At 57.5% G+C, this 23,685-nt stretch carries 19 protein-coding genes; 9 read left to right on the top strand and 10 right to left on the bottom strand.

The window, feature by feature from the left end; genetic code table 11:
- The first annotated feature begins 59 nt into the window (after positions 1 to 59).
- From H7U37_RS02885 to H7U37_RS02860, 6 genes are all read left to right on the top strand, one after another.
- On the top strand, positions 60 to 1,997 hold the full coding sequence (locus H7U37_RS02885; protein WP_204873461.1) for a beta-galactosidase: 1,938 nt from the start codon (positions 60 to 62) through the stop codon (positions 1,995 to 1,997).
- 192 nt (positions 1,998 to 2,189) lie between these two features.
- Entirely contained in the window at positions 2,190 to 3,356 is a 1,167-nt protein-coding gene (locus H7U37_RS02880; RefSeq protein ID WP_204873459.1) for a double-cubane-cluster-containing anaerobic reductase, read from the top strand.
- Complete coding sequence (locus H7U37_RS02875; protein WP_204873457.1) at positions 3,353 to 4,120, top strand: acyl-CoA dehydratase activase; 768 nt, start codon at positions 3,353 to 3,355, stop codon at positions 4,118 to 4,120. The genes H7U37_RS02880 and H7U37_RS02875 overlap by 4 nt, the downstream gene beginning before the upstream one ends.
- 13 nt (positions 4,121 to 4,133) lie before the next feature.
- Positions 4,134 to 4,754, top strand: coding sequence for a sulfurtransferase-like selenium metabolism protein YedF (gene yedF, locus H7U37_RS02870; protein WP_204873455.1), 621 nt, complete (start codon positions 4,134 to 4,136; stop codon positions 4,752 to 4,754).
- A 9-nt stretch (positions 4,755 to 4,763) separates the two neighbouring features.
- A complete protein-coding gene (locus H7U37_RS02865) occupies positions 4,764 to 5,006 on the top strand; it encodes a putative Se/S carrier protein (RefSeq protein ID WP_204873453.1) in 243 nt (80 codons plus the stop codon).
- A gap of 27 nt (positions 5,007 to 5,033) precedes the next feature.
- Positions 5,034 to 6,170, top strand: coding sequence for an aminotransferase class V-fold PLP-dependent enzyme (locus H7U37_RS02860; protein ID WP_204873451.1), 1,137 nt, complete (start codon positions 5,034 to 5,036; stop codon positions 6,168 to 6,170).
- A 59-nt stretch (positions 6,171 to 6,229) separates the two neighbouring features.
- Here H7U37_RS02860 and H7U37_RS02855 read toward each other — a convergent pair whose 3' ends face one another.
- Positions 6,230 to 7,294, bottom strand: a complete 1,065-nt coding sequence (locus H7U37_RS02855) for a hypothetical protein (protein ID WP_204873450.1) — start codon at positions 7,292 to 7,294, stop codon at positions 6,230 to 6,232.
- Positions 7,291 to 12,888 (bottom strand): ATP-binding protein, encoded by a 5,598-nt coding sequence (locus H7U37_RS02850; RefSeq protein ID WP_204873449.1) that lies wholly within the window; start codon positions 12,886 to 12,888, stop codon positions 7,291 to 7,293. Before H7U37_RS02850 ends, H7U37_RS02855 begins: the two co-directional genes overlap by 4 nt.
- A 346-nt stretch (positions 12,889 to 13,234) precedes the next feature.
- On the opposite strand from H7U37_RS02850, the gene H7U37_RS02845 reads away from it, so the two are divergent.
- Genes H7U37_RS02845 through H7U37_RS02835 form a run of 3 tightly spaced genes read left to right on the top strand, consistent with a single transcriptional unit; the run spans position 13,235 to position 15,475 of the window.
- Complete coding sequence (locus H7U37_RS02845) at positions 13,235 to 14,029, top strand: enoyl-CoA hydratase/isomerase family protein (protein ID WP_204873448.1); 795 nt, start codon at positions 13,235 to 13,237, stop codon at positions 14,027 to 14,029.
- A 43-nt stretch (positions 14,030 to 14,072) separates the two neighbouring features.
- Entirely contained in the window at positions 14,073 to 14,816 is a 744-nt protein-coding gene (locus H7U37_RS02840; protein WP_204873447.1) for a CoA transferase subunit A, read from the top strand.
- Positions 14,816 to 15,475, top strand: a complete 660-nt coding sequence (locus H7U37_RS02835; RefSeq protein ID WP_204873446.1) for a CoA transferase subunit B — start codon at positions 14,816 to 14,818, stop codon at positions 15,473 to 15,475. Before H7U37_RS02840 ends, H7U37_RS02835 begins: the two co-directional genes overlap by 1 nt.
- 80 nt (positions 15,476 to 15,555) lie before the next feature.
- Here H7U37_RS02835 and tnpC read toward each other — a convergent pair whose 3' ends face one another.
- The 8 genes from tnpC to H7U37_RS02795 form a co-directional block, all read right to left on the bottom strand.
- The gene (gene tnpC, locus H7U37_RS02830; protein ID WP_204873445.1) at positions 15,556 to 16,377 is read right to left on the bottom strand and encodes an IS66 family transposase; all 822 of its coding nucleotides are present in this window, start codon (positions 16,375 to 16,377) and stop codon (positions 15,556 to 15,558) included.
- 96 nt (positions 16,378 to 16,473) lie between these two features.
- Positions 16,474 to 16,830 carry an IS66 family insertion sequence element accessory protein TnpB gene (gene tnpB, locus H7U37_RS02825; RefSeq protein ID WP_204873444.1) on the bottom strand — a complete coding sequence of 119 codons (357 nt, stop codon included), beginning with the start codon at positions 16,828 to 16,830 and terminating at the stop codon, positions 16,474 to 16,476.
- Positions 16,824 to 17,165: an IS66 family insertion sequence element accessory protein TnpA gene (gene tnpA / locus H7U37_RS02820; RefSeq protein ID WP_204873442.1), complete on the bottom strand. Its 342-nt coding sequence runs from the start codon at positions 17,163 to 17,165 to the stop codon at positions 16,824 to 16,826. Before tnpA ends, tnpB begins: the two co-directional genes overlap by 7 nt.
- Before the next feature lie 153 nt (positions 17,166 to 17,318).
- Complete coding sequence (locus H7U37_RS02815) at positions 17,319 to 18,365, bottom strand: acyltransferase family protein (protein ID WP_204873440.1); 1,047 nt, start codon at positions 18,363 to 18,365, stop codon at positions 17,319 to 17,321.
- A 68-nt stretch (positions 18,366 to 18,433) separates the two neighbouring features.
- A complete protein-coding gene (locus H7U37_RS02810; RefSeq protein ID WP_204873438.1) occupies positions 18,434 to 19,606 on the bottom strand; it encodes a Coenzyme F420 hydrogenase/dehydrogenase, beta subunit C-terminal domain in 1,173 nt (390 codons plus the stop codon).
- A 35-nt stretch (positions 19,607 to 19,641) separates the two neighbouring features.
- Complete coding sequence (locus tag H7U37_RS02805; protein ID WP_204873436.1) at positions 19,642 to 20,922, bottom strand: polysaccharide pyruvyl transferase family protein; 1,281 nt, start codon at positions 20,920 to 20,922, stop codon at positions 19,642 to 19,644.
- A 4-nt stretch (positions 20,923 to 20,926) separates the two neighbouring features.
- Entirely contained in the window at positions 20,927 to 22,465 is a 1,539-nt protein-coding gene (locus H7U37_RS02800) for an oligosaccharide flippase family protein (protein ID WP_204873434.1), read from the bottom strand.
- 57 nt (positions 22,466 to 22,522) lie between these two features.
- Complete coding sequence (locus H7U37_RS02795; protein WP_204873433.1) at positions 22,523 to 23,674, bottom strand: polysaccharide pyruvyl transferase family protein; 1,152 nt, start codon at positions 23,672 to 23,674, stop codon at positions 22,523 to 22,525.
- Between the last annotated feature and the right edge of the window lie 11 nt (positions 23,675 to 23,685).

Raw genomic sequence — 23,685 nt, 5'->3', positions numbered from 1 at the left:
GCAGGACGGCCCCAAAGGCCGGAGAAGCAGCTCCGGCTCTGTAAAAAGGAGGATTTTTTATGCTTTTAGGCGTTGATTACTACCCAGAACAATGGGACCCCTCCATGCTGGAGGCGGATATGGACCGCATCCTGGAGCTGGGATGCAACGTGATCCGCATCGGGGAATTTGCCTGGCACCGGATGGAGCCGGAGGAAGGGCGGTTCGACTTTTCCTACTTTGACGCCGTCATCGCCATGGCCAGGGAGAAGGGGCTCCAGGTCATCTTCGGCACTCCCACCGCCGCCCCGCCCGCCTGGCTCATCCGCAAGCATCCCGACATTCTCTCCCAGTTCGACAACGGAGCGCCCAGAGCCTTCGGCGGACGCCATGTGGCCTGTTACAGCAGCGTCCCCTACCGGGAGCACTGCGCCAAGATCATCACCGCCCTGGCCCGCCATTACAAGGACGAAACGGCCATCATGGCCTGGCAGATCGACAACGAACTGGGCCACGAAGGGAGCGACCTGTGCTGGTGCCCCCGGTGCCGCGCCGCGTTCCAGGACTTTCTCCGCCATAAATTCGGCGGGGACATCCACGCCCTCAACGAGACCTACGGCACCGCCTTCTGGAGCCAGGAGTACAACGGCTTTGAAGAAATCCCCCTGCCCACGCCCACCATCACCACCCACAACCCCGCTCTGCGCCTGGACTGGGAGCGCTTTTGCAGCTATAAACTCCGGGATTTTGCCGCCTTCCAGTCCAGGCTGCTCAAAGAGATCATCCCCCATGCGGTGGTGATGCACGACTTTCCCGGCGGCGGGCTGGGCAAGCACGCGGATTACGCCGCCGTGGCCCAGACGCTGGACCGGGTGGCCTATAACAACTACCCCGTCTGGGGCGGACAGAAGGAGCCCCTCTCCCCCAGTGAAATCGCCTTCGGCCTGGACTACATCCGGGGCTTGAAGGGGGAAAACTTCTGGATCACCGAGGCCATCATGGGCGCCCAGGGCCACGACATCACCGGCTTCCTGCCCCGGCCCGGCCAGGCCAAGCTGTGGAGCTGGCAGGGCATGGCCCACGGCTGCGAAGGGCTCCTCTACTTCCGCTACCGGGGGGCCGCCAAAGGGGCCGAGCAGTTCTGCTACGGCATTCTGGACGCGGACAACGTCCCCCGCCGCCGCTTCTTCGAGGTCCAGCGCTTTTTTCAGGAGGTCCGCCCCTATGAGCAGGTCCTGACCACTCCCGTCCACAGCGGCGCCGCCATTCTCTACGATTACGACTCCCTGGCCTCCTTCCGCATCCAGCGGCAGAGTATCCTGCTGGACTGCGAGGCCGAGATGAAGCGCCTCCACGGCGTCCTCTTCCGGGCCGGGCAGAGCGTGGACGTGATTCCCGCCAGCCGGGATTTTTCCCGGTATAAGCTGGTGATCGTTCCCAATATGATTGTCACCGACCCGACGTTTACCGCCCGGCTGAAGAACTATGTGGCCGCCGGCGGCGTGGCCGTGGTCACCTATCGCACCGCCGTCAAGGACCGGGACAACAACCTGGTCTTTGGCAAGACCATCCCTGTGGACTGCGGCGACCTGCTGGGGCTTTATGTGGAGGAGACCGAAAGCGTCCAGGCATACGACTGCATCCCCATCGCAGGCGAGACCGGCGCCGGCACCGCCGGTATTTTCCGGGACATGATCGTCCCCCAGAGCGCCCAGGTCCTGTGGCGCTACGACGACCCCTTTTATCGCCGGTATGCCGCCATCACCCGCAATTCCTACGGCCGGGGCGCGGCCTACTATCTGGGCACTACGCCCGACCAGGCCACTCTGGACCAGGTCCTGGGCCAGGCCATGGAACGGGCCGGACTTGAGCGTCTGGCGCTGCCCGAGGGTGTGGAAGCGGTGGTGCGGGGTACGACCGGCAGCCAGGTGCGTATCCTCCTCAACCACAACGAAACCGCCGTACGGGCCCTGGGCGAAGCCCTCTCCCCCTTCCAGGTCAAGGTCCTTCCGCTGTAAAAACAAGCCGCCGTCTCCGCGCCTACGGGTGGGGACGGCGGCTTTTCCTCTGCCGCGCCTATTGTTTTTTTCTATCAGACCGATTGAACTTATACAAAGATGCGATTTTACACGGCTTCCATTCTTTGCTATACTAATAATAAAAAAGGTTGCCTAAAAATTTTATAGAATATATAGAAGGAGATGTCTGAAATGGAAGCGACCAAGATCCAGCTGCCCGCCGATTTTGAGACCTACGGCGAGGCCCGGCGGGCGGGCTTTCTGCGCATGAAAGCCCTGAAGGAACAGGGCGCCCGGGTGGTGGGCCTGTTCTGCTCCTTTGTGCCCACCGAGCTGGTATACGCCGCCGGCGCGCTGCCGGTGGGACTGTGCGCCTTTACCGACGAGCCCATCCCCGCCGCCGAGGCCAACCTGCCCCGCAATCTCTGTCCCCTCATCAAGGCCAGCTACGGCTTTGCCCTCACCGATACCTGTCCCTACTTCTATTTCTCCGACTTTGTGGTGGGCGAGACCACCTGCGACGGCAAAAAGAAGATGTTCGAGCTGCTCCACGAGATCAAGGACACCTATGTGATGCAGCTCCCCCACAGCCGGGACGCCTCCGCCCTGGCCTTTTGGCGCAATGAGATCATCTCCTTCCAGAAGAAACTGGAGGAATTTTACGGCATCACCATCACGGAGGAGGACATCCGGTCCGCCATCCGCCGGAAAAACCGGGAGCGGGACGTGATGCGCCGCTATCTGGAGCTGGGCAAGTTGGACCCTGCCCCCATGAGCGGCTACGAGATGGGCACCCGTATCGATGCGGGCAGCTTCTCCTTCGACCTGGAGGAGCGGTGCGACGGGGTGGAACAGCGCATTGCCGAGGTGCTGGCCCAGTGGGAGGCCAGACCGGACAAGACTCCCTCTCACCGGCCTCGGCTGCTGGTCACCGGATGCCCCAACGCCGGCGTGCGGGAGAAGATCATCCGGGCCGTGGAGGAACTGGGGGCCGACGTGGTGGCCTTCGACACCTGCAACGGCATCCGGGAAAAGGTGGAGCCGGTGGACGCGTCCAATCCCGACGTATACGACGCCCTCGCCCGGAAATACCTCAGCATCAACTGCTCAGTGATGAGCCCCAACGAGAGCCGCCGGGACTACATCGGCCAGATGATCGACGACTACAAGGTGGACGGAGTCATTGAAATCGTCCTCCAATCCTGTCATACTTACGATGTGGAGGCCTTCTTTATCCGCCGGTTCGTCACCCAGGAGAAGGGGCTCCCCTATCTGAACATCGAGACCGACTACTCCCAGTCCGACAAGGGCCAGATCAACACCCGGCTGGCCGCTTTCCTGGAGACCATCGACAAATGAGCTACTTTACCGGCATCGACATCGGCTCCACCGCCTCCAAGGTGGTGGTGCTGGGCGAGGCGGGCATGGAGGACCATTTCGTCCTCCCCACCGGCTGGAGCAGCAAAGAGACCGCCCGTGAAATCGCCGCCCGGCTGGCTGCCAACGGTTACCCGGTGGAACACAGCCTGCGGGTGGTGGCCACCGGCTACGGCCGGGTTGCGGTGGACTACGCCCACAAAACCGTCACCGAGATCACCTGCCACGGCCGGGGCGGCTTCCATCTGCTGGGGCGTTCCTGCACCATTGTGGACATCGGCGGCCAGGACACCAAGGTCATTTCGGTGGAAAACGGTATGCCCACCAGCTTTCTCATGAACGACAAATGCTCCGCCGGGACGGGAAAGTTTTTGGAGATCATGGCCAACCGCCTGGGGGTGGACCTGCCGGAGCTCTTCACTCTGGCGGAAGCCGGCACGCCGCTGGCCATCAGCTCCATGTGTACCGTCTTTGCCGAGAGCGAGGTCATCAGTCACATCGGCGCGGGTGAGCGCCGGGAGGATATCGCCGCCGGGGTGGTGGATTCGGTGGTGGGCAAGGTGGCCGGACTGTGCGCCCGGCACACCATAACGGGAGAGGTGCTCCTCACCGGCGGGCTGTGCGACAGCCCCTATCTGGTGGACCGCCTCGCCCAAACGCTCAGGCAGCCCGTCCACACCCATCCCCTGGGCCGGTACGCCGGCGCGCTGGGCGCGGCCCTCATCGCCAAGGGAACGAAAAAATAGGAGGAACATCGCTATGTACAAACAGGTAAACGCCATGGGGGACCCCTGCCCCATTCCGGTCGTCAAGACCAAGAACGCCATCAAGGAGCTCAACGGCCCCGGCACGGTGGAGACCCTGGTGGACAACGAGGTGGCCGTGCAGAATCTGACCCGGATGGCCAACAACAACGGCTACGGAGTCAAATCGGAAAAGCTGGGGGAAAGCTCCTTCCGGGTGGTGATCGAGGTGGGGGACGCCCCCGCGCCTGAGACGGCCCCCGGCGGGGAGGAGACCTGCCCGGTGCCCGGCGGCAGCCGGAACGATACCGTGGTGGCCGTCTCCTCACCCTGCATGGGCACCGGCAGCGACGAGCTAGGGGCCGCTTTGATGAAAAGCTTCCTCTTCGCCCTCACCCAGCAGGACACCCTGCCCAAAACCGTCCTTTTCTACAACGGCGGCGCCAAGCTGACCACTGAGGGCTCCGCCTCCCTGGACGATTTGAAGAGCCTGGAGGCCCAGGGGGTGGAGATCCTCACCTGCGGCACCTGCCTGAACTACTACGGCCTGAGCGACAAGCTGGCGGTGGGCGGTGTCACCAATATGTACGACATCGTGGAAAAGCTGAGCGCCGCCGGCCGGGTCGTCCGGCCCTGAGGCAGCGCCATGCGGGAGAAAAAACCGGCCCTCATCGTCACCTTCCCCACCACCACCGACGCCATGGGCATGGAGCGTATGTGCGCGGAAAACCAGCTGCCCGGCCGTCTCATCCCGGTGCCCCGGGAGATCAGCGCCGGCTGCGGCCTGGCCTGGAAGGCCCCCGTGGACGCCCAGGCCCACCTGACCGACGCCATGTCCCAGGCGGGCCTCCACTGGCAGGAGGTCCGGGTGTTGGAGCTGTGGGTCTAATCCAAACCAAAAGGAGCTGAACGCCCTGTGATCTACTTGGACAACGCCGCCACCACCCGGCAAAAGCCGCCCCAGGTCATCGAGGCGGTGGTGCAGGCTATGACCACCATGGGCAACGCCTCCCGGGGGGCGCACGGCAGCGCCTTGCAGGCCGCCCGGGCGGTCTACGACGCCCGCTGTAAGCTGGCCCGCCTCTTTGGCTGTCCACGGCCCGACCATGTGGTCTTTACCTGCAACGCCACCGAGGCGCTGAATATCGCCATCCACGGCATCCTGTCCCCCGGCGACCATGTGATCTCCACCGACCTGGAGCATAACTCCGTCCTCCGCCCCCTCTACCGGCTGGAGCGGCACGGCGTCTCGGTCAGCTTCGTGCCGGCCGACCGGCAGGGCCGGCCAGACCTGTCCGCCTTCTCCGCCCTCATCCGCCCCGAGACCAAAGCCATCATTTGTACCCACGCCTCCAACCTGACGGGAAACCTGGTGGACGTGGCCCGGGTGGGCGCCATCGCCAGAGCCCACGGCCTCCTTTTTCTGGTGGACGCCTCCCAGACCGCCGGCGCCGTGCCCATCCATATGGGGGAAATGGGCATCGACATCCTCTGTTTTACCGGCCACAAGGGCCTGATGGGTCCTCAGGGCACCGGGGGACTGTGCATCCGTCCCGGGGTGGAGATCCGCCCATGGAAGGTGGGGGGCTCGGGGGTGCAGTCCTACCGCAAAGAACAGCCGGAGGAATACCCCACCCGGCTGGAGGCGGGCACCCTGAACAGCCACGGTATCATGGGTCTCTCCGCCGCCCTGGATTTTATCGCGGAGACCGGCGTGGAGACCATCGCCCGGCGGGAACAGGACCTGATGCGCCGCTTTTATGAGGGGGTCTCCCCTCTGCCCGGCGTCACCGTCTACGGGGACTTTTCCCAGCCCCACCGGGCGGCCATCGTATCCCTCAACATTGGGGACCTGGACTCGGGCGAGGTGTCCGACCTGCTCAGCCAGGCGTACAACATCGCCACCCGTCCCGGCGCCCATTGCGCCCCCCGGATGCACCAGGCCCTGGGCACCACCCGGCAGGGCGCGGTACGCTTCAGCTTCTCCTGGTTCAATACCGAGGAGGAGATCGACGCTGCCGTCCGGGCCGTTGCCTCCATCGCCGCGCCATAAAAATTTGGAGAGAAAACCAGAGTTTTTCCGGTTTTCTCTCCATTTTTCTTGTCTTTTAATTAGCTTTTTTCCAGCGTCAAAAGCCGTCTGACGTCCTCATAGGGGACGAGCTTATTGTGGGCCAGCAGATTGCGCGCATTGCGGCAAAGCCGTATGGCCTCCACCATGGCGGGGGAAAACGCCTTTGAACACGCCGTCACAATATGGTATAGCGGCCCGATCTCCAGATCCTGCGGGTCCTGGACCACATCCCCGTTGGAGTTGTGGATGGGGAGATGCCGCCGAAGCTCCTCGTCAAACCGCTTGATAAAGTCCATGCGGAAGCGCTCCAAAACAGGAAACAGCAGCACCACGGCCGCCTCCCACGCCGCGCTGGCCGCCTGCTGTTCTTCCAACGCCGAAAACGGCTCGCCGGAGGAAGAAAGGGCGGTTTTGCACACCTCCAGCGCGGTCCTAACCGGGTCTTGCAGCAGCCGTTCGCCCTCCCGCAGCAGGGCGCAGCAGAGCTCCGGGTCATTGCCGGCCAGGCTCAGCGCCAGCTCCGCCTGGTAGGCCCGCAGCTCCCCGGCGCAAAGGGCGTTGGCCGTCTCCAGCGCGAACACCCGGCAGTCATAATTTTCCACGCTGTAATCAATGACGTCCATCCCCGAGGCGTCCGCCACGGTCTCTTCGCATTCCAGTATAAAAACGGCGCTCTGCTCGGCCTGCTTTGCCGCCTGCCTATACTGCGTGACGAATTCCAGCCACTGGAACAGATCCCGCTTGCGCCGGATACCGGTGATCCAGACGTAGTAGTCGCACAGCACGATATCGTCCCTGGACCCCAGGTACGCCCCGTAGGTCTGCCCCGGCCAGTAGTCGGCCCGGACCCGCTCGGAGCAGAGCTTATCCAGAATATACGCCCCCGGGTCGGCTCCCTCCTCCCAGGGAAGCCGCCGGAGCCGCCGTTCCCCGCCGAAGGAGGACCGGCGCAGGTCCACCGCCTCATAAAACGCCGCCCGCCAGGGCAGCCTCCGGGGGACCCGCAGGACCGCCGAACGGCGGTCCCGCAGATCGTTGGCGATGCGGCTGAGCAGGCGGAGGGAGTTCCCGATCTGTCCCCACCAAATCATGCCTGGACTCATACCGGCGCGCCTCCCATCTTTACCAGCTTGTTGAGGATCTCCTCATCGGTGCCCAGCAGATCCCGGAAGTTCTTGGAGGCCAGCAGATAGGAGTTGTTGGACACGCTGCGCAAAATGTTCAGGTCCTGAAGTTCCTGGAAGAGGGCGTCGATCTTTTCCTCGTCCAGCTCCATCAGCGGATATACGGAAAAGTCCCTGGCGCAGGCAAGCACATCCTGGGCGGTGTAGCCCGATTTGGAGGGCGCTACATTGTACAGCAGACCGATCACCAGAGCCAGCGGATAGTAGCAGCTGCCCTCGTCCTGGTCCAGGGTCAGGGTGATCTCAAATTTATCATAGATCTGGTCCACAAACTCCTTGTCGCTCATGACCCGGCGCAGGTGCTCGTCGGAGACCACATAGGGCGGGGCCTTTTTGACGTCGTAGCCGGCATAGTCGGCCGAGCGCACCGACTCGATGAGCTTTTTCGCATAAAGCTGGATCAGGCCGGGGAAGTAGTTGCAGGTGGCCAGAATCTGGGAGACGGTGACCTTGCTGGGCAGGGAGAAGCCCAGATAGCTCAGGGGACCGGTGAGCAGCTCCTCGGCCTCCGGGGTGCGGAAGGGCGTGATCTTCAGGGAGGACATATGGGTGATGACCGAGTTGTTGCCCAGCGCCACCTGACGGTTGAAGCGCACGATGTCATGGAGGCCGGCCAGGACATACTTGAACTGCCCGGGCAGGGACTGCTGCACATCCTTCAGGGCAACCAGGGGCCGGTACCCGCAGCCGGCACAGTCCTTGATGAAGGTGTCCGCCTCGTCCAGCATCAGCAGGAAATAGCGGATCTCCTGGTCCCGGCTGCGCAGACGGCGCTCGATGTTTCTGCACAGGGTATCCCAATCGTCGGTAATCTCCCCGTCGGGGGTGATCTCCAGGTCGATCAGCTTGGCGGAGAGCTTTTTGGCGGCGTCAGCGCAGCCCAGATGCTTGATGTCGATGAGCACCGCCCGCTGGTTCTGATAGCCGTCCAGATCGGACAGGGCCTTTTTGAAGAGCGCCGATTTGCCCAGCTGCCGGCCGCCGTAGATCAGATTCACCCCGTCCGGCTGCTCGATCTTGAGGAGCTCGTCCTTCCGACCGATGAACAGTTCGGGCGGCATGGTGTGCATGCTGTCCACCACATAGGGCTGGCAATAGGAGAAGGGCATGGCGGTGGCCATCAGGATGCGGTTGATGAGGTTTTCGTTATAGTTGTTGGCCAGATAGGTGATGAGGACCCGGTCAATGACAATGGACACGTTGCGCAGGCCGCTCTCCCGCTGCTTCATCTTGCGGGCCAGGGCCCGCCGGTCGGCCTGACCCAGCGCATAATCCAGCAGGATCACCTTGCTGCCGTCGATCACGTCAAGGGCGCGGATCTTCTCAAAAATGCGGTCGCAGTCGTAGATGCCATAGAGGCAGGCCACATACATCCCCTTTTTCTCCAGGCCGGAGCCGAAGGCCGCGATGGGATGGAGCGGCGCCGCACGGCCGGCAAAGCTGCTCTCCTTGCAGACTTCATAAAGCTCGGTGCGCATCTCCCCGGCAAAGGCGCAGGGAGAGACCCGGACATTCTGCCAGCCCAACAGACTCAGCAGCTGGCCGATCCGTTCGGGGGTGGAGGGATTTCCGCTGCTGAGCCAGTTGTCGATGAGCTGCTGGGCGTGCTTGGAGTCCTTGTTGCGCACCTCCCGGCGGCCCAGCAGGCCGGCCAGCGTGCGGCTGGCGTCCGCCACCCGGTTGTAAATGACCACATAGCTGTTCCAGAAGGACTCCAGATAGCCCAGCGCCTCCAGCTGCTGCACGTTCAGGGAGAAGTCGCCGATGCGGATGCGGGCCATCCAGTCCTCGGCCACGGTAAAGTTCTGGTTGACGATCTGGGCGCGAATGGCCTCCACATAATCGGGATGGGCATTGAAATAGTCCTGATTGCTGGCGATCAGCGCGTCCAGCTGCTCGTCCAGCTGGGTCTCATACTGGCGGGCGCTGGCGTGAATCTGATTTTCGGCGTGATAGAGGAAGCTGGTAAAGAAGCCATAGTCTCCCGACTCCTTGCAGAATTTGTACCAATACCGCGCCGTATCCTCCAGGGTGCAGCAGAAGGCGTCGGACTTGATGATCTGCCCATAGTTCATGGCCAGGGCGTAGGTCTCCCGGAAGCTGCGGTAGCGCATATCCAACTGCATGGCCGAGTGCTCCACAAAGCGCTCGGGATGCTCCGGCAGGGTGACGGTCTCCTCCCCCATCGCCTCCAGATACCGGACGATCAGACCGGCGCTGCCGTAGTTGCTGCAGCACTTGTCGGGGCCGTAGATCCGGTCGATCTGCTCCTGGAAGGAGGGCTTATGGCGCTCCACATGCCGGCGAATCCGCGCCAGGATATTGAACTCCGGCAGGACGCAGAAGGTGGCGCTCAGCTCAGGCATGAAGTCCTGATCCAGCATGACGCAGCCCGTCTTGAGGAAGTCCACATACAGGAATTTTTCCTGTCCGTACTTCCATCTCCCCTCCAGCCGGGCCGCCAGCTCCTCGGCGGTGCGGCAGAGCAGACGCCGGCCGGCGGCGGCCTGGGGATCTTCCTCCGTCCCGGCGGAGAAACACGCGCCGATCTCTCCCAGCTGCTCCAGGAGCCGGGGCCGCGCCTGCTGATAGGCTTCTGCTCCCTCCTCGGTGCGCCAGGTCAACCCGGCGCTCTGCTCGTCCAGGTCATACCAGCGGCAGACGGTGGAGAGCACCTCCCGGAGGTTGGAGCGCAGATTGTTGCGGCGCTCACCCTGGAGGCGGGCATTTACCTTTTTCTGCTGCATGTTTTTCCCCGCCTGCTCCCATACCTCCTCGATCAGGTCCTCCATGGCCTGTTCGCTGATCTGATTTCCGGAGAAACGGGGGACGCCGTTGAGGAACTGCCGGACAAAGGACTCCTTTTCTTCCTCCAGCGCCTCCTGATCCTGGTCGATGATAGATTGGAGGAGGGTGGCCAGCGTGCCGTCCTTGGCAAAGAGGAGCTTCTTTGCCTCCAGAAGGCGGGCAAATTTAACCCCCTCTCTGGCCGGGGTCAAAACAAATTTGGTATAAAGGTCCTGAGCGTGGCTTACCGTCTCCTGCTGGTCCGCCAGCAGCCGTTTGACATCCTGGTTGCGGTAGTCGGCGTAGATGTCGATGGCGCGGCCGGTCTCTCTGTGGAATTCCTCCAGCAGGTCGCATACACGTCCCATGGCCGGCTGTTGGCAGACCGCAATGCTGTCCCGGAGCCCCTTGGCGTTATAGTCATAGCCCGCCCCCGACACAAAGGCCATTCTGAGGAAGGCCGCTCCCATACAGTAGTCGGTGAGCACGGGGTAGTCCGTGTCGCTGCCGGCCAGCGCGTCGTTAAGGGTCTGCACCCGATCGTCCGCCGGATGCATGGGATCGTTGGCCGCCAGGGCCACGGTCCGGTAAAGGGGCTCCAGCTCCGGGTTCAGATTGGCCGCGGCCCGAAGATAGGCCAGCATCTCCGGTATAAAACCTTGACCGCCCATCCCAACGGCACAGTCTGCCGCCTCCCGCTTGGTGAGGCAAAGTGCGTTCCAGCCGCCGGCATCTTCATAGGGCGGTATCTCTCCCTCTTCTTCCTCCTCCGGCAGCGGGTCCTGATAATCCCCAAGAACCTCCGGCAGCGGGTCATAGGCCCCCACGTCCTCCGTGGGCGCTTCCGGCTGCGGCGCCAGACGTTCCCTGGTCTCCCGCAGCAGCGCCTCCAACGTCTCCTGCGTCGCCTTGGACACGGAGAGCGCGGCATAGGTCTCCTGGGCCTCCTCCAGCCGGTCCAGTCCGCATTCCGCGATCATCTTGTAGGGCAGAATGGCGCTTTTATACTGATCTGTCCATTTTGGCTCCTGGGCGATCTTGCTGCCCCACGACTTCTCCAAGTCGGCGACAACACCCAGCATTTTAGAGAACATCCCTTTGTCGCCCGAGGCCTTTTGGTACTCATTGAGCATCTTGAGATAGGTGCCCGTAATGGGGAGCCGGGCGCCGATGCCCAGCCCGTCCATCCCAACGGCCCGTTCAAAGTGCTCGATCATCTTGGGGTACTGCTTGAGATATCCATAGCACCGGGCCACGTTCATGATGTAAGCCGGTTTATCGGTGGGGTATTTATCCTTGCGCTTTTCGTAGCAGGCAATGGTCTCCTCCAAAATAGTCTGGTCGCCGTTTTTGCCATAAAGCGTCTCCGCAATCTTGACCAGCTCCACCAGCGCTCTGGTGACATCCTGGGTCTCAAGCGCCCGCTTGCAAAGATCATAGGCCCGCTCAAAGCGGTCACTCTGGCTGCCGTCCACCATGAGCGACCTGGCCCGGTCCACAAACATGGCCTGCTGGATCTGCCTGGCGGCGCTTCCGTCCGCAAGGAACCGCACCCCATAGACGGCCCCGCCCAGGTCGGCGCGCATACAGTCCTCCACGCTTTTTCTGAGCGCGTTGTCGGCAATGTCCGTATAGGCAAAGGTATAGCTCTCGCCGTCCTCCCCCTGGATCTTGCCCGTATGTTCTCCCCAGTTCAGCCTGCTGATGACTCCGTAGGCACACTGCGGCTTTGCCAAAGGGGGAGCCGTCTGCTCCCCGGCTTTATCCGGTCCCGCCTGGACCTCAGACGACGGCTTGTCCTCCGTCTCTTCCTCTCCCAACCAGTATTGGAGCTCTTCCAGCATCTCCCCCTGACCGTACATGGTTTCCAGCGTCTGAATGGCCTCCTGTATCTCCTGCTCCTTGGTGATCCGGAGCCCTTTGGCCAGGAAGAGGTCTCCGATCATCTCTTTCAGATTAGTTGCAAAGCCGTCCGGCAGGCGTTCGTTCAGGATGCGCAGGCCGGAAATGTCGTTGCCCTTTACGATTCCGTTGACTGTGAGGATCATCAGATTCCTGTCCGCGTCATGCCCGCCTTTCAGTATGGCAAGGATGGCATAGGCGGCGGAGAGGCTGTATTTTCCCTCCTTCCAGCAGGAAGCGGCGGCTTCATGGTAAAATTCACCAATGAGCGGCACTTCATGGTCGTAGCTGTTGGCTCTGCGCAAAAGATAGGTGCAAAACAAAATCGCCTCGTCAGACCAGTCATAATCCTGGTCCGCCGCATCAAAGAGGATGCGTTTTCCGTTCTGGGCCGCGGATGAGAGTTTGCTTTTGTCGCTCATCCGTACGCCGTACCGGAAGCTGTCATACACACCCGAAAGCTTTTTCCGGTCCTGCTTTGGCATCTGGTCCATCAGCTGTTCCAGTTTCTGGTCGTTGACGTTGAGGATATCCTCCGGCGCTTCCTCGTAAAGCGGTTTGCGGCTCGGTCTGACCTCCTCCTCTCTCTTTTCCTCCGGAGCCGGTCTCTGGCCCCCCGGCTGGGCGCTGAGCATTTTGATGTCGCAGTAATTCAAAATCAGGTCTGTTCCGTCTTGGGAGAGCACCTCGATGCTCTCTTCGTTGTCGTTGTCCACCACCGTACCTATGACTTTTTTGCGCAACGCGTCTCCGCAGTCATAGGTGAGCTCGACTTGGGTGCCGGGGGTCAATCGGGACAGTTTTTTCTCAAGCAGTGTGGCCAAGGTGATCATCCTTTCTTTCTGCCTTTCGGCATCTATATGTATGGTATTTTACTTAACTGCTTCTCAAATTTCAACCCGCTCTGTTTTCATTGTCCTTCTTCGGAGCGCGCCGCGCCGCCGGGGCCAATTATTGCGCGTCCTAAATTTTTCTTGTCATAATTGCTTATTTATGGTATACTATATGTATAAAATTTTGGCGATAATTGCCAAAATGTTTTTATCCTCTTTTGGAACGGCCGCGTTCCAGCCGCGCTTTCCACCCAGCCCGTCCACAGCCCTTTTTCTTTTATAACGCAGCTTTTTCCGTTTGTCACCCAACTATCATAAAAAAAGGAGCGGAGTATCAATGGAGCTGAAAAAACTGATCTATACCGTACAGGACGGAGTGGCAGTCATCACCATGGACTATCTCAAAAACCTCAACGCCATTGACGAGCAGATGGCCGACGAGCTTCAGTATGTGGTGGACGCCGCGGAACAGGACCCGGCTGTGCGGGTGGTGGTGCTCAAGGGCAGCCGGAAGGCTTTCTCCGCCGGCGGAGACATTGGCTACTTCTATCAGCTGATCCAGGCCGGCGGCGAGGTCAATATGGACGGCCTCATCAGCAAGGTGGGCAGCGTGGCCGACGGCATCAAACGGATGAGCAAGCTGGTCATCACCTCGGTGTGCGGCGCGGCGGCGGGCGCGGGTGTGAGTCTGGCCCTGGCCGGCGACTTTATGATCTGCGCCGACAACGCAAAATTCATCCTGGCTTTCGTCAACCTGGGCCTCGTGCCCGACACCGGCGCCACCTATCTGCTCTGTAAGAGCATCGGCACCGCCCGTACCATGGAGCTGGCGGCCACCGGCCGTCCCATGGGCGCTCAGGAGGCCAAGGACCTGGGCCTGGCCTATCGGGTCACCACGGTGGACGAGCTGGACGAGGTCACCATGGCCTTTGCCAAAAAGCTGGCCGCCGGTCCCCTCATTTCCTACAAAAACATCAAAAAGCAGATTTATGACGCCAGCTACGCCGATTACAAAAAATGGCTGGACGAGACCGAGGTCCCCACCCAGCGCCAGTGCGCCGCCTCCATGGACTTCCAGGAAGGCTGCAAGGCATTTATGGAAAAGCGCAAGCCCCAATTCCAGGGTCAATAAAGGGCGGCAACCGTCCGTCCCCACATGAAAGGTGGTAAGAGATTTGAAATCTAAGATCGTGACCCGCGAGGAGGCCGTGGCCGGCATCCATGACGGCCAGGTCATCATGTTCGGCGACTGGCACGGCGAATTTTCCGCCGAGGAGCTCATCACCGAGCTGCTGAAAAAGGGCGTCAAGGACATTGATGCCATCGCGGTCTCCGGCGGTATGCCGGATCAGGGACTGGGCCGGCTCATTCACGAGCACCGGGTCCGAAGCCTCATCACCACCCACATCGGCCTCAACCCGGAAGCCCGGGACCAGATGTTCGCCGGCGAGCTGGACATTGAGTTTGTCCCCCAGGGCACCTTTGCCGAGCGCATCCGCTGCGGCGGCGCCGGTCTGGGCGGCTGTCTCACCCCCACCGGCCTAGGCACCGATGTGGAAAAGGGCAAGCAGAAGCTGACCATCAACGGAAAAGAATATTTGCTGGAGCTGCCCCTCCACGCCGACGTGGCCCTCATCAAGGCCACCAAGGCGGACAAGGCCGGCAACCTGAACTTCCGTCTCATGAGCCGGGCCACCAACAGCTACATGGCCCTGGCCGCCGACCTGGTCATCGCGGAAGTGGAGGAGCTGGTGGAAGTGGGCGAGCTGGGCCCCGATGAGATCGACATTCCCGCCCCCATTGTGGATCTGGTCTATGTGCGCACAGGAGAAAAGAAGCCCCTTTGCCCCATGTGGCAGCGGGCGAAAGCCAAGGCGGAAGCCAAAGCGCGGGAAGCGGCGGAAGGAGGCAAGCAGTAATGGGAGCTCTTACCGGACGGGCGCTGATTGCGTCCCGCTGCGCAAAGTTTTTCAAAGACGGCGATTTTGTCAATCTGGGCATTGGTCTGCCCCTGATGTGCGTCAACTATCTCCCCGAGGGCGTGGAACTGTGGCTGGAAGCGGAAATCGGTATCGTGGGCTGCGGCGCCTCCCCCGCCTGGGATGAGGTGGACCCCGACCTCATCGATGCCGGCGGACAGCCCGCTTCTGTGATCCCCGGCGGCAGCGTGTGCGACCACGCCACCTCCTTTGCTTACATCCGCGGCGGACATGTGGACGCGGCGGTATTGGGCACCCTTCAGGTGGACCAGCAGGGCAACATCGCCAACTGGACCATCCCCGGCAAGCTGGTGCCCGGTATGGGCGGCGCGATGGATCTGTGCGCCGGCGTAAAGAAGATCGTGGTGGCCACCGAGCATTGTGAGAAAAACGGCCAGTCCAAGATCCTCAAGCAGTGTACCCTCCCCCTCACCGGCGCCCGGTGCGTCACCGACATCGTCACCGAGCGGTGCTATTTTGAGGTCACCCCCGACGGCCTGGTGCTGCGGGAGCTGGCCCCGGGCTACACGGTGGAGGACATCCGGGCCTGCACCGACGCTGACTTTACCGTGGCCGATGAGATCGGCGTCATGGAATAAACGTAACCGTCAAATCTTCCGACGTATAAAACGGCCGCCATCTCAGTGCGCAGGCATTGAGATGGCGGTCGGTATTTTTATTATGGTTTTGGAATTTTACATTCCTGCGGAGCATTCACAGGGAGGAAAGATTCTGCCCAGGCTTCATCCGTCCGGCTCAGGCCAGGTGCGGTGTTCAGAAGCCAAAGCAGGTAGCGGTAGGGATTCAGACCGTTCTCCTTTGCGGTCTCAATCAGGCTGTAGATCACAGCGCTGGACTGAGCCCCGGCGGGGGTGTTGGAAAAGAGCCAGTTCTTCCGGCCCATGACGAAGGGTTTAATGCTGCGCTCGGCACGGTTGTTGGAGAGCTCCAGCCTGCCGTCCTCCGGATAGCGCACCAGGTAGGGCCACTGCTCCCGCAGATAGTGCAGGGCCTTGCCCAGGGCAGACTTGGGGGCCGTTTTAGCGCTGGCCTCATTTGCCCATGCCAACAGAGCGTCCAGAACCGGTTTCTCCAGTTCCAGCCGCTTGGTATAGCGCTCTTCCGGCGTCAGGTCCATGAGAGACTGCTCCAGCTGAAACAGCCTGGTGCAATAACACTCACCAACTGCCGCCAGAGAATCCTTCCATTTCTCTTTGGGCAGCGTCTGCAGCGCTTCGTCAAATTTTCTCCTGGCATGAGCCCAGCAGCCCACCACCCGGATGTTCGACCGCAGCTTGTGGTACCCCTGGTAGCCGTCTGCATGCAGCCAGCCGGAGAAATCCTTGAGGAAGGCCGCCGCGTGCTCCGCCTTCCGGCTGGGCTGGTACTCGTACAACACAATGGGATACTTGGCGCAGCCGCTGGTCCGGTAGAGCCACATGTAGGACTTGCTCGTAGAAGTCCTGCCTGGTTCCTTTTCCGCCCGTGAAATGGTCACCATTTCCGGGGTGCTTGCGGCAGTATTCTTTTCGTGTTCCATAATAAAATTATACCATAAAACAGGTCAAAAAGCCACTGCTTTTGCTCTTTTCCGGCATCAGATCACGCTCAGGCCAAACACAGCCTTGTTTGCCTTCGGCTGCTCCGTCTTCAGTCCCTCCATCAGCCAGCGGTATTGCTGCGGCGTCAGGGCCCGCACTTCCTCCGTGCTCCGAGGCCATTGGAAACTGCCGCTCTCCAGACGCTTATACAGCAGCAGAAAGCCGTCTCCCTCCCAGTACAGTGCCTTGAGCCGGTCCCGCCTCCTCCCGCAGAACAGAAACAGCGCCCGCTGAAAGGGATCCATTTGGAACTGGCTCTTTACCAGATTGGCCAGTCCATCAATGCCGCGCCGCAGGTCTGTGTATCCGCAGGCGATGTACACCGGGCAGCTGCAGCTAAAATCGTTCAGCATGACTTTACTGCCTGGAGAATTGCCTGCAGTGTGGCCCCATCCGCTCCCTCATAGACCTGGATCCGTACACCGCTTACTTCCATTGCGGCTGCGATATGCCCGCAGGGCTGGGAACGCTCCATGACCGGCACCTCTGCAAAGGTTACCTCCTGGACTTCTTTCAGAGCCTGGAACACCTTCCTCTGCCAGGAGAAATAGGTGGATACCGATATTCCATTTTCCCGGCACCATTGACCTACCGACAGCCCGCTGTTCCGGCAGGCCTCCACATGCCGGCTCCATTCCACCAACCGCTGTTGTTGATTGGCCCTCTGTAAACTTTCTGTCTTTTCCATATCTCCACCTCACTGTCTCAGAGTCTTGGGTACTCTCTGGTACTACCTTGTAGTACCATGCACTTTCTTAGACTCTTATAGTTTGGCAGAGGCATTTTACCCTGACAAGCCGCCGACTGTTTTTACGCTTACGAACACTGGCCGCTTTATGGTTTAGATTTCAATCTCTCTGTTCAAAAATCGGACCTTATCCAGCAGTTTATCCACCGAGAGGCGGAACAGCTTTTTGCGGACCTTAAATGTGCAAAATCCCAGCAGCCACACGATCAGAATGACTGGTATTACGTGGAGCATAATCCATGGGGTATCCACAATAAACTTTGCTCCCAACAGCTCATACATCAGCAAAAGGCTTGTATTTTTGTCGCTGTGTACAAAATATACATCAAACGCGGCCTTGCTGATTCCATTGATCCATCTGATCCGACCGATATCCCACTTTGCAAAAAAAGTAAAAATAGCAGCTGCGCCTACGATATTTGTGATGTAAGCATACCCATATGGATTGGTAAAATAGCTCATCAGGAAGGTTACGACAGCCATCCCCACATAGATCAATAAAAGCTTCCACTTCTTCTGCCGGTAAAGCCAGCTCTCACCGCCGTATCGTTTCAGGTATCCCCCTATCATATAGAGCGTGATAAAGTTGATGATCCCGTATCCGTCGTCCAATACCGGTGCACTCAGGCCAACGGAATACCATACCGAAAAAATCAATATTTGAATGGCAAGCAGGAGCTCATATGCTTTTTTGTTCAAAGAACAAAGCGCCTTATTCAAAAACGGCGCCAGCAAAATCAGAATGATATAGGTTTCTACAAACCATCTCGCGCCCTTCCAAAACGGTATGACTGCGTATACAAACTCCCGAATGTTCCAAGTGTTGCTTTGCGCCGCAATGGAGATAAAATAGGAAATACCCCCATAAAACGCCGTAATACACAGCAAATCCGCTGTTTTTCTCAAAGAAAATGTCTTTTTGCTTATCATAAAAAACCCGGAGATGAGCACAAAGCAATTGACCAGCGGCATACAAAATCCGCTGATAAAATGTACATATAACCACGAAAAATTGGGAAATACCGCTTCCTGCACCGCGCCTCCTATCTCGCTGTTGATATAGTGCGCGACGATGATCCCACACATGGACAAAATGCGCAGCAGCTCAAAGTTTGATTCCCTTTGCCCTTCCTTTACCATATCTCACTCCCACACCGACCGTTCATACATAGGCGCAGACAACAAGCCGATGCCTTTCTTTTTTTCTGTTATTTTCCCTGCAGAAGCCGCCGAAACCACCCGCCGGCACGGCGAAAAAGAGACCCTTTGCGCCCAGCAGCATCCTGACCAAGCCGCTCCTCCAACTGGTCAAATGCTCCGTCTATTGCACTTTTTATAAACACCGCCCGTTCCCCTTTGGCTTTAGAGGATTGCAAAAGCGACGGGTTCATCCAACTCGCTTCCTCCAAACTTACGGGCTGATATCTGATCCGGTCATGGATGGCATCAAATAGCCGTCTGGCCTTTTCTGAATGGAGCAGGACCAGAGAAGTCCCCTTATCATCATCCATTTCCGGCCTGACTTCCCATATCCCCCAAAAATCCCCCAGCGTAATATCGCTTGTTCTGTCATACCCCTTTGCCTTACAATTTTCACAGCACGCTCTGTTGATATAGCCCCCTACAAACAGCCTCATAAAAAGATTATCCTGGTTTCGGCTGCTCCATCTCTTCTGACCGTAAACAAACGTATTGGAATATTGATAACGGCTCCAGCCAGACTCCTTGGAACGCATATTGATCGAGCGCGGTAGATCCCCGTTATTGTCCAGCCTGCTGCGATATCGCACATATTCCCGCCAAACAGCCGGAGAGGGCACGCCATGACAGACGAAATCGATACATGTCAGCAAAGGATATTCTTCTTTCAGAAAGGCTTTCAGTCCGGCGATCTGACAGGGCGTACCGGAAAACAACACCTCACGCTGCCTCTGCAGGTAATCCTTTACCTGTAAAAAAACACCGTCCAGTGTGCTCTGCACATACTTTGCCCCTCTTAATCTGTACAGCTCGTCCGCCGTCTCTATGCAAACATGCCTTACCTCAAACCGCGTGTCATACGCAGCTCCAAATACAACGCCGCCCCTGTTGAATATCTCCATCGCAATCTCGGAAAAAATCCCGCCCGAGGAGCTCTCTTCCCGCAATTGGGCGGCATTGCTATAAGCCGCATATGCCGATGGCGTTGGATGGGTCCGCAGATCATTCGTCTTAATGGGACAGCTTTTCACGCACAGCATACAGTCAACACATTGATGCAGATCAACTTCGGGATAGGCAAAGCCTTCTTCATCCCGTACCATTTTGATACATTGCTTTGGACAAACGGATGCACAGGCGGTACAGCCTGTACATTCTGTTTTTTTCGCAAGTTCCGGCATAGCGTAAACGTCCTCTTATCCGTCATTCCATAGTCTTATGGCAAAAACTTATGGGTGATTTGTTTGGCCTTTCTGGATAGCCTGACTCTTTGATCGTACAGGAAAAGCTTGTATTCCTGCGCTTCAAAGGTGCTTCTATACGGGTCCAGCAGCGCCTGTACCCAGTCCACATATGTCAGGCTGACATCCTCTGTAAAAAAGAGGTTTTTTGTCCCGATTTTCGTAACCAACCCGCTGTTGACCAGAAAGCGCTCAAATTGCTTGTAGTTCTTGGCGTAGTTTGCATTGAACGCGCTGTAATCCGTCAGCTCATAGAGTTCTGCCAGCGTCCTCTCTTTTTGGTCCGGCTGAATCATAGGGATCGCGTAGAACTCGGCCATTTCTCTTGTTCTGGAATCGCACGCACAGATTAAAGCGGGAATTCCGCTTAAAATAGAAATAATATTGCCATGGATCCGTGTGCCATAGGAGAAATTAAACTTATTCTCCATCAAATATTTGCGCCAGACAGGAACGTCCAGGAACAGCATCGCCCTGTGTTCCATCGCCAGCTTCACCATTTCATAGCCATATTTTCTTACCAAACTGCGGACATAAACATCATTCCGTATGCTCACCTCCTCGTTCCCCAGGGCAAACAGCAATCCGTAAAATTCATCCTGATCCAAATAAACGGAGCCCGCTTCTTTCAGCAGCTTTTTTCCGATGATACGGAGACTGCCGTTATATGCGGCTTTGATGGTACCTGTCCCCGCCTTCTTTTCTATCTTTAACGCAGGTCCTAACTGGTACATGGAGGGACAACCTGTCACTACGGCAGATGGAAAGCCCAATTTGTCAAAAAAATCTTTGGTAAAAAATCCCCGCAGCGCAAATTCTCCACCAGTTTCATAAATGGATCGGATAAACCGGCTGGCAGGCTCTTTTACGGATTCCACCAATTCCTCCAGCTGATCGAACGAGTCCGCCTGGGCTCCGCACGCGATAACATATGTCGGTACCTTGATCTGGGAAAAAATCTTCGTCAGGCGTTCCATATCCGCAATATAACGCCTTTGGAAAATGTTCGCCATGGGCAGTACGATAAAGTCAAATTCCGCATTGATCTGGCTTGGAGTCATTTCCTTGGTCAGAAATACCAGCTCGTTCTTCCCGTCCTCCAGCGCAACGATGATTCCCTGTAACCACGCCCTGTTCCCTACGTTGTAACAGGCGCTCTCCCCCACCTCGTCCCGAAATTTTTGATAATCAATTGTTCGGAATATATCATATTCCCCATTTGGCACCACATCTTTATAAATCAATATTTTAGCCATATGCTCAACTCACTTTTTTTATAATCTGCACCGCAATCTGGATCGGTTTCCGGATCAGGTCCTTTTCATAGGCATTGAGCTGGGTAACATACATCAGCAGGCAGTAAAGCAACGTATATGCCACCACTCCCGCCAAAAAGGTTTCCCAATGGTAAAAATCAACCGTCTGACAGACAAATCGCTTAAAAATGACCACTAATATGAGCGGTACAACCAGCATCTTCAAAATATTTTTCCAAAAAGCCAGCATATCCAGTCCCGTTACTTTCTGATAATAGATGTTCATAATAATGCCCTGTCCCACAATATAAGACAGAGAGGAGCATAGCGCCGCTCCCACGCCACCCATATACGGAATGATCAGATAAGTGGAAACTGCATTTACAACGGCTATTACCAGATATACAACCGAGCGGAACTGATGCCTGTTTTGTGCCACCACGATGTTCTTGCCCACTGTCTGAATCAGAGGAATGGTCAGCGGAACCATGGTCAGCAGTGCGATCACATAGGATTCCTCATATCCTTCTCCCGCCCAAAGGGCTATGAACGGCTCTCCAAAGGTGATAAAGCCGGAAATCACCAACCCTATAATCAGAAATTGAATCCTTCCAATTCTGATAAAAATATCCGTCAGTTCTTTCCCGTCCGCGCCCAGCACCACCATTCCCGTGATCCTCGGAGTCAAAACTCCGCTGATTGTGGTGGAGAGCTTCTCAACGATTGAATTGAATGTAGCACCTACGTTATAAATGGCCACGGCCACGGAGCCAACCAAGGCGCCTAAAATGACCTTATCCGTAGCCCAAAACAGCATATCGACCACTGTGGAGAGAAAGACAAATGCAGAAAATCCCAAAATCTCTTTCAGTAGCGTCCATTCCGGTTTTTCAAATATAGGCTTAACTTCCAGCTTTTTTAAGCAAAAAGTCAACGAGAGCGGCAGTATGGCAAGCTGAATGGCCACCGAAGCGCCGGCCATTCCCACAGACCCAAAGCCCAGATACAGCATGACGATATTTGTAATCGGGACTATGATCGTAGAAAGAATATCAATACATCTGCTGAACACATACCGTTCATGGGCGATGATGACGGAAGAAAAAACACTGATGGGAAAAGAGACCGCGGTATTGACCGTCATAATCAAAATCAATACCTGTAATTTCTCTATTTCCGCCTGGACCAGGCCTTTGCTGAAAAAAACGGGGGTACAGGTGCAGAGAATCGCACCGCCTGCCAGCACCAAAATTGCCAGGACAATATAGACGATCAAAAATAGTCCCACAATCGTCTGTTCCTGATGCTTCTTATGTTCGACTCTGTATTTGGTCACATACCGGACAATCGTACTCCCCATGCCGAAATTCAGCAGCGACAGATAGCCGATTACTGAGGTGGACAGACTGTACAGCCCATATTCCGCCTGCCCAAGCAGCCGCAGCATAATGGGCGTATATATGATTGGTATCATGCTGCCAATGGCAAGGTTAATATAGGAAAGTATTACGCCTGCCTTTAATTGGCTGATTTTTTTGTTCATTTCTGTATCCTTTACTTATTGTATACCGCTGCTTCCATTCCGTGTGCCCGGAATGGGTCACAGTGACCTGACAGCGCTTTCCCCAATCAGTGCCTTTTGCGTATATGCCGGCATGTACTTTTCCAAATGCGTCCGGATCTCATTTTCATGATCGCACAGCCAGCGAAACGCCGTCGACAAGGCCTCTTTGTCGTCCAGTTTCTGTACCGGTAAAACATAATTTTCTTCGGTCCCAAACAGATCCTTTGCAATGCCTCTCGATTTTACCGAGTACCCCAGGACCAGGGTAGGGACACAGGTGGAATAGGCCGCTATGGTGGCGTGGGTTCTGGCCCCTACAAACAGCCTGCATCTGGCGATATATCCCTTCAGCTCCAAACAGTTGCAGTCATTCAGCAGAATAACCCGTCCGGACGACCGGAACTCCTGATACAGCCTGGAAAGAGGCTCTCTGTCATCATTTTCTTTCCACACCACATGGGGGATGAGCGCTACGCCGCAATCCGTAGCCTCCAGAAGATCCGAAATCATCTTCTGATACGCGGCATACACCAACTGACCGTTTTTCCCGCTTTGCAAAATCAGCGGACTGGCATTGATCCCAACCATATTTCCGTCCATCCACCCATCTGGGAGCGGAAGGTCCTTCCGCTCCAGTGTAAAGGCTGGATCGGCCACCAATACGGTATTGGGATTTACCTGTTTCAGCGCCTCATACGAAAGGGTCTCCCGGGCTGTGATAAGATCATAGGCCGCGATATCTTTTGCGATTTCCGGCTTTTCCAGCAGCTTTGGCTCCACGCTGCACCCCCACAGCACCACTTTCGCTCCACGCCGCTGGAGGATGTTTCGTTCCGCGGCCAGAACCTCGGTTCCCGGGTAGCAATAGTTATCGCCGCCGATGGAAAAATAAAGGTCCCCGCTGTGAATCTGCTTAAAAAGTTCCTTTTTTCGATAGGCGATCTGCTTGTCGATCCTTCCCGTCAGCTTGGTCTCAATGGCGGAAAGAAACCACTCTCTGCTTCCCCGGGTCAGCGGAGTATCTGTGTCGGAACACACGGTGCAGATTTGATCCAGACCATACTGGATATCCTGATCCATGTGGGTCGAAAAAAGAGTGACCGGCTGATGAAGCAGTTTGACGGACGACCGGACAATGGCTTCACAGCCGTGGTTTCCGCTTCCCCCGTGGGCATAAAAATTGATCATGTATACTCTCC

The sequence above is a fragment of the Pseudoflavonifractor phocaeensis genome, from assembly GCF_016901735.1.
Taxonomy (GTDB): Bacteria; Bacillota; Clostridia; order Oscillospirales; family Oscillospiraceae; genus Pseudoflavonifractor_A.
Note: the sequence above shows the minus strand (reverse complement) of the source record. Positions and strands in the feature narration are given on the sequence as shown.

What these genes read in the sequence shown, in the direction of transcription:
- H7U37_RS02885 (WP_204873461.1), top strand. Translation starts at nt 60, where the DNA reads ATGCTTTTAGGCGTTGATTACTACCCAGAACAATGGGACCCCTCCATG.
- H7U37_RS02880 (WP_204873459.1), top strand. Translation starts at nt 2,190, where the DNA reads ATGGAAGCGACCAAGATCCAGCTGCCCGCCGATTTTGAGACCTACGGC.
- H7U37_RS02875 (WP_204873457.1), top strand. Translation starts at nt 3,353, where the DNA reads ATGAGCTACTTTACCGGCATCGACATCGGCTCCACCGCCTCCAAGGTG.
- yedF (WP_204873455.1), top strand. Translation starts at nt 4,134, where the DNA reads ATGTACAAACAGGTAAACGCCATGGGGGACCCCTGCCCCATTCCGGTC.
- H7U37_RS02865 (WP_204873453.1), top strand. Translation starts at nt 4,764, where the DNA reads ATGCGGGAGAAAAAACCGGCCCTCATCGTCACCTTCCCCACCACCACC.
- H7U37_RS02855 (WP_204873450.1), bottom strand. Translation starts at nt 7,294, where the DNA reads ATGAGTCCAGGCATGATTTGGTGGGGACAGATCGGGAACTCCCTCCGC.
- H7U37_RS02845 (WP_204873448.1), top strand. Translation starts at nt 13,235, where the DNA reads ATGGAGCTGAAAAAACTGATCTATACCGTACAGGACGGAGTGGCAGTC.
- H7U37_RS02835 (WP_204873446.1), top strand. Translation starts at nt 14,816, where the DNA reads ATGGGAGCTCTTACCGGACGGGCGCTGATTGCGTCCCGCTGCGCAAAG.
- tnpC (WP_204873445.1), bottom strand. Translation starts at nt 16,377, where the DNA reads ATGGTGACCATTTCACGGGCGGAAAAGGAACCAGGCAGGACTTCTACG.
- tnpB (WP_204873444.1), bottom strand. Translation starts at nt 16,830, where the DNA reads ATGCTGAACGATTTTAGCTGCAGCTGCCCGGTGTACATCGCCTGCGGA.
- tnpA (WP_204873442.1), bottom strand. Translation starts at nt 17,165, where the DNA reads ATGGAAAAGACAGAAAGTTTACAGAGGGCCAATCAACAACAGCGGTTG.
- H7U37_RS02815 (WP_204873440.1), bottom strand. Translation starts at nt 18,365, where the DNA reads ATGGTAAAGGAAGGGCAAAGGGAATCAAACTTTGAGCTGCTGCGCATT.
- H7U37_RS02810 (WP_204873438.1), bottom strand. Translation starts at nt 19,606, where the DNA reads ATGCCGGAACTTGCGAAAAAAACAGAATGTACAGGCTGTACCGCCTGT.
- H7U37_RS02805 (WP_204873436.1), bottom strand. Translation starts at nt 20,922, where the DNA reads ATGGCTAAAATATTGATTTATAAAGATGTGGTGCCAAATGGGGAATAT.
- H7U37_RS02800 (WP_204873434.1), bottom strand. Translation starts at nt 22,465, where the DNA reads ATGAACAAAAAAATCAGCCAATTAAAGGCAGGCGTAATACTTTCCTAT.
- H7U37_RS02795 (WP_204873433.1), bottom strand. Translation starts at nt 23,674, where the DNA reads ATGATCAATTTTTATGCCCACGGGGGAAGCGGAAACCACGGCTGTGAA.